The organism is Viscerimonas tarda (assembly GCF_054601255.1).
In genome coordinates this window covers 1-6,630 of sequence record NZ_BAAHWV010000068.1, presented here as the reverse complement: position 1 = coordinate 6,630, position 6,630 = coordinate 1, and the positions used below count along the sequence as shown (strand labels likewise).

Annotated in this window: 4 protein-coding genes and 1 pseudogene; all 5 read left to right on the top strand. The window is 34.6% G+C overall.

Translation table 11 applies throughout. The features are described 5' to 3' along the window. Nucleotides 1-285 precede the first annotated feature (285 nt). Nucleotides 286-1,086, top strand: coding sequence for a type IV toxin-antitoxin system AbiEi family antitoxin domain-containing protein (locus tag ACYPWY_RS15300; protein ID WP_459686413.1), 801 nt, complete (start codon nucleotides 286-288; stop codon nucleotides 1,084-1,086). Next, a complete protein-coding gene (locus tag ACYPWY_RS15295) occupies nucleotides 1,083-1,874 on the top strand; it encodes a nucleotidyl transferase AbiEii/AbiGii toxin family protein (protein ID WP_459686412.1) in 792 nt (263 codons plus the stop codon). The genes ACYPWY_RS15300 and ACYPWY_RS15295 overlap by 4 nt, the downstream gene beginning before the upstream one ends. 27 nt (nucleotides 1,875-1,901) lie before the next feature. Beyond that, the gene (locus ACYPWY_RS15290) at nucleotides 1,902-5,645 is read left to right on the top strand and encodes a YobI family P-loop NTPase (RefSeq protein ID WP_459686411.1); all 3,744 of its coding nucleotides are present in this window, start codon (nucleotides 1,902-1,904) and stop codon (nucleotides 5,643-5,645) included. Between the two features lie 115 nt (nucleotides 5,646-5,760). Further along, entirely contained in the window at nucleotides 5,761-6,195 is a 435-nt protein-coding gene (locus ACYPWY_RS15285; protein WP_459686410.1) for a DUF5675 family protein, read from the top strand. Next, nucleotides 6,195-6,630 (top strand): annotated as a pseudogene (locus ACYPWY_RS15280) (phage terminase large subunit); the annotation flags it as partial. The gene ACYPWY_RS15285 and the pseudogene ACYPWY_RS15280, both read left to right, overlap by 1 nt.

Here is a 6,630-nt window from a genome sequence, read left to right as displayed (position 1 = left end):
TTGTTTGACTTATAACATTGGCTATAAGGATTATTCTAATACCTTGAAGAAGATATTTGTGTTCCTGAATGAAATTGTTTATGTAATGCTTTATACCATCCATAATAATTAGTTATCAATTATTCGCTGGCAAAGTTAAATATTTTTTCTGTTTATAGTTACATTTAGCTTACGAGAGTATAGAATTGTTTTCCATGATTTTATTTTTTATTATTTTGCTCCATCTCAAAAATAGCGTACCTTTGCGAAAGGTTACAATTTGTGTATCTAAATGCAATTTCAAACATGACGGATAACAGTACATATAATTATTTGGATAAGTATCTGACCGAAGTTCGGGCACAGGGACGTTATTCCCTTACGCTCGACGAATTGCAGCAACATTTCGGGCTGCCTTATCTCACATTGAAGCAGGGGCTATACCGATTGAAATTGAAAAAGGAAATTGCTCAAATACGGCAGGGCTTTTATGTGATTATTCCACCTGAATATTCAAAGCAGGGGATGCTTCCTCCTTACCTGTTTATTGACGATTTGATGAAGTCACTGGACAAACAGTATTATGTGGCGTTATTATCGGCTGCCGCATTGCATGGTGCAGCCCATCAGCAACCGATGGGATATACCGTCATCGTTCAAAGTCCGGCGCCAAGAAGTATTGCCAAGCTCAAAATAGATTTTTATTCCAAGCAGAATTTTATTCAAGACGGCATTATACAACGTAAAACACCTGCGGGCTACATCAACGTTTCATCGCCCGAACTGACGGCGTTGGAGTTTTTCGAGTACATCCATAAATTCGGGGTCAATCGAATCACAACGGTATTGCAGGAATTATCGGAAGAAATGAAACCTGCTCCTCTTCGTAAAATAGCCATGCAGTACACGAATACGGCGGCTATACAACGTTTGGGATACATCATGGAACAAATAGTTGCAAATGAAAAATTGTCGGATGCTTTATTGAACGTATTGAACGAAAGGACATTTTACCCCGTACCTCTCTCGCCTCAAAAGGAGAAAAAAGGAGAAATCAACAGCAAGTGGAAAGTAATTAAAAATATGGAAATAGAAAGCGATTTATGATACCACAACGATATATTGAAGAATGGCGGGCAGTAGCGCCTTGGACAACGGATGCTCAGGTAGAACAGGATTTGGTTATTGCAAGAGCGATTGTAGAAATGTATTCGGACGATTTGCTGAAGAACTCACTGGCTTTTCGAGGAGGAACGGCATTACACAAGCTCTATATCAAACCCCAAATCCGGTATTCCGAAGACATTGACTTGGTACAAATCAATTCCGAACCCGTCAATCCGATATTGAAACGGATGCGTGAAAAGTTAGATTTTCTCGGAATCAAGCGAACAGTCAAGCAACATATACATAACAATACGGTTATCTATCGTTTTGATTCGGAAATGCAGCCGGTAGTCAATATGCGGTTGAAAATAGAGATCAACACCCGTGAACATTTGAATATCTTCGGATTGAAAGAAATACCTTATGATGTGAACAGCGCTTGGTTTTCGGGGAAATGCCATATTACCGGATACGAAATAGAAGAATTGCTTGGCACGAAACTGAAAGCCTTGTATCAACGTAAGAAAGGACGGGATTTATTTGATTTGTATTGGGCGTTGACTAACATGACAATGGATATTGACAAAATTATTCATTGTTACAAGGTTCACATGACCAATGCTGTGGATAAACCGCCTACAAAGAAACAGTTTCTTGCAAACATGACTGAAAAAATGACGGACAAGGAATTTACAGAGGATATTCGTATGGTGCTGAAACAGGGTGTTGAGTATAATAATGAAGCGGCTTGGGAGTTAGTAAAAAAGGAGTTGGTAGAGAAAATATAGGGAATTGTCAATGTTAATGCCATATATATGAAAAAGTTAATTACTGAATTGTCGAACAAAGTTACGACATATATGAGAATGCTCATAGTGCAATGCGTTTCTTTTCTGATAAATAAGTTAAGTGAGTTTGAGCTTATACTTAATCGCTATTTCAACAATCCGAATCCATTTGGATACGAAGACTTAACTCCTATATGTAAAGGAGACGAAGATAAAAAGTATTCCGTCGCATTAGAGTGGGCATTAAAAAATGAGAATATCAAGAATGTTGCTCTGACAGGAGCATACGGTTCAGGTAAAAGCAGTATTATCCAAACATTTGAAAAGGAGCATCGCGGTTACCATTATCTGAATATCTCGCTTGCTTCTTTTAGCGATAATTTTACAGGACAAGATAATGATGATTCTAAAAATGGAAAAGAGGTAAATATTGACAGATTGATAGAACTGAGTATTCTGCAACAAATGTTTTATCATGTAAGACATCATTCAATACCCGATTCCAGATTTAAGCGAATAAAAAGTATCAGAGGCAAAAATCTTTTAATCAAAACTTTGTTTTCAATTATTTGGCTTATATCATTATTACTATTCATAAATCCAAGATTTATCCAAAATACTGCAATTTGGAAAGAAATAGATTTGTCAAACCCTTTTGTATCATACTTATTACCTTCAATCATTATTTTAGGTATTGGCTTAATGATTGCAAAGTCAATTAGAATTGCCAATAACTCAAAATTAAATAAATTGAATGTTCAAAGTGGCGAAATAGAAATAAGTCAAGATATTGATTCTTCAATTTTGAATAAACATCTGGATGAAATTCTTTATTTCTTTGAAGTGACCAAATTTAATGTTGTCATTTTGGAGGATTTAGACCGGTTTAACAATCCCGATATTTTCACAAAACTTAGAGAGTTAAACATCTTGATAAACAGTTCAAAACAAATTCACCGGCGCGTTGTATTTATCTATGCAATCAAAGATGATATGTTCCATGATAAAAACAGGACTAAGTTTTTTGATTTTATTATACCTGTTATTCCAGTGGTAAATACCTCAAATTCAGGTGCTATGCTTCATAGTCTGCTGATAAAGGATAATTCTTCCGAAACAAAATCTATATCACCGGATTTAATTGATGATGTGTCAATGTATATTGACGATATGAGATTACTTAAAAATATCTGCAACGAATACATTATTTACAAGGAAAAATTGAGTTCCAAATTACACCTTGACAATTTATTGGCAATGATAATCTACAAGAATATCTTTCCTTCTGATTTTGTGGATTTGCATAATGGGAAAGGGAAAGTATTCACAATTTTTGAAAGTAAGCCTGCTTTAATCAAGGAGAGGATAGATGATATTAACACCGAAATTAAGAGCATTAAAAAGAGAATAGAAGACATTGAAAATGTTTGTCTGAAAAATATTCAAGAATTAAGAGCAATTTATATTTATACCGTAATAGAGAAATTATCAGGAATATATTCATTTTATATTGGAGATAAAGAATATAATTTTTCTGAAATTAAAGAAGATAACCCTTTCAATATTCTATTGAAAACAAATAAAATAGGATATTATGAGTATCAGTATAATTCATATTATGGACGTCAAAATAAAGTAGAATTAAAAAGTAATTTTTCGTTTAATGATATTGAAAAAGAAATTGATACAAGTAAAACTTACCAAGAAAGAGAGCGCTTCATTCAAGACAAAAAAGATAATAAAATTGAACAATTCAAAAAACGAATTGAAGAATTAAAAATAGCAAAGAATGAAGTAAAATCATGGACATTACAACAAATCGCAGAAAAAATAGGGCTTATAGATTCTTTTGATGCCATAAAGAATGAAAAACTAATAGTTTACCTGATTCGTAACGGCTATATCAATGAAAATTACCACGATTATATTTCCTACTTCCACGAGGGACTTATAACCAAAGAAGACAGGGAATTTCGTTTCAGCGTATTAAATCACGAAGCGCTCCCGTTTGACTATAAACTTACGAAAGTGGATAATCTGGTTAAGAAAATGCGACTGAATGAATTTGAATCAAAAGAAGCATTAAATTGTTCATTGCTTGATTTCTTACTAACGAAGCAGGAAGAATATAAGGACAAATACACCGCGCTTATAAAACAGATATGCTCCAAAAATAAAAGCGCTATCGCTTTTATAGACTGCTTCATTGACAAAGGTCTGAATATCGACATTTTTATCAATTCCCTGTGTCAGAATTGGAATACATTTATGGATTATATCATTCAAGAATCCGGTTATTCCAGCGAGAAAAAAGATGAATACCTAAAATTGATAATTGAGAACATTGATATTGAAACAATTGAAATTCTGAATAAAAATAAATCCATTTCAAAGTATCTCACTCAAAAGCAAGATTTCCTTTCTGTTTTTACTGATGAACTCCCAATCAAAACAGTCATTAAAGCGCTAAATATCAAATTTGAAAATTTGGAACAATCCGAAAGCGAAAACAAGTTGCTTGATTTTATTTATGAGAATGATTATTATGCTATAAATAAGGACATGATAGCTCTTTTCATAAAAGCAAAAAGCGCTCCCAATACTGTTCATAAATTAAATACGGCAAATTATACAACGATTAAAAACTCAGAATGCCAACCATTAATAGACTATATCGACAATAATATAGAAGAATATATCTCAAACGTATTTCTAACAATCCCTGAAAATACACAAGAGTCAGAAGAAGCCATTGTAAAATTACTTAATATTGAGGATGAAGAATTAAGTCTTGAAAAACGGAAAAAAATTATAGAAAAACAAACTGTTTTAATTAGCCATCTTGAGCATTTTGATGAGATGGAACATAACTTACTCGAATTTATTGTAGAAAACTCAAAGATGGCAGCAACATGGGAAAATGTCATTTGCTATTACGAACTGAAAGAAGAAATTATTGATGATATTCTAATTTCATTCCTCAATCAAGAAATTAATTATAGGGAACTTTCCAAAACAAAGCTAAATGCTAATTCAAAAAAATCAGAGGAGTTTATAAAGAAAATATCCTCATCATTAATACTTTGCCTTGAAATATCCGACCGTAGTTTTGAATTTCTTATGAAAAGTATTCCATACTCATATAATAAATTAGCTTTTGAAAACTTATCTGATAATAAGGTTAATTGGATGATAATAAGTCGATTTTTAAATTTAACTGTGGACAATTATAACTTATTAAAAGAACATTTCAGCGAGAAACATATTGATTTACTAAAGCAATATTCACATGAGTTTATTGAAAATCAAGCGGAATATAGTTTGGATGGAAATGATGTATTAGCACTTATAAACTCGTCAACATTCAATCAACAGCAAAAGGTATCTATTATACAAAATACAGATAATGAATTAATTATAGGGAATAAAGAACTAAGTTGTTCAATCTGTGATATTTTAGTAGAATCTCACAAAATAGAATTGGATTTTGACTTATTGAAAAGCCTCATACAATACAGTCGAAAATTAGACAATAAATTAAAATTACTCATTCGTTATTTTGATTCATTGAATAACAACCAAATAACAGCACTACTCAATCTATTTGAAGAACCGTATTCGAGTATTGCCTCTAAGGGTAAGCATCCATCTATTTCAAAAAATCAACTGAATTTGGAATTGGTAGAAAAATTAGATAGAAAAGGCTATATTTCCTCTTTTTCAATCAAAGAAAAAGAGGGCAAAATAAAAGTAAATACAAAGCTGGTATAAATACATAAAGAACAGACAATTAAAGTTAGTGCCCACCATAAAAACCATTTCTCTCTTATAACCCTTATACTCTCCATTCTCCTATTCTTTGACATAACTCAAAAATATGTCAGAGATGAAACTTCTATTAAAACGCAAATTCAAGGGCGAAACCTACACAGTCGGCGACTTGTATATCAACGACAAATTCTTCTGCAACACCATTGAAGACAAGGTACGTTCATTGCCCGCAAGCTGTCCCGATACGCCCAAAGGCATTGCCTGCAAGTGCAAAGAGAAAGTCTATGCCCAAACCGCTATTCCTGTGGGGGTGTACAAAGTAACCATGGAACTGAGTCCCAAATTCGGACGGGTTTTGCCGCGCTTGCATAATGTTCCGCATTTTATCGGCATCTTAATCCATTCCGGTACGACGGAAAACAGCAGCGCAGGCTGCATTATTGTCGGCAACAATACCGTCAAAGGGAAAGTAACCGATTCACGCGCTGCTTCCGACAGGCTGAATGCCTTGTTTGCCAGGGAAAAAGACATCACTATCGAAATTATCTGATGGCAAGCCATCGGCTGAAAGCGCCCAAGTCCGTCCGCATTGACTTCAAGCCCTCGCCGCGACAGTACGAGTTGTGGAAACTCCTGCAACCGGACTGCTGTCCGTTGTGTGGTGGTAGAGTTGAACAAATCCTGATTGGCTATGACATGAACCGCAATCCGCAGTACAAGCCGCAATGCGTAAAATGCCATAATCAAAACCTGCCGCAACTCATTCTGGGCGGCGGGGCAGCAGGTGGCGGAAAATCATACGTTGGGAGCGTGTGGCTGATTAGCAGCTGCCTGCGCTTTGAAAACCTGCGGGCGGTAGTGGCGCGTAAAACCCTCAAGTCCCTGAAAGAATCCACATGGAATACCATTAAAAGCATTATGAAAGACTGGGGGTTGAAAGAGGACATAAACTTCAAAATCAACAACCTCGAAGGAACACTCACTT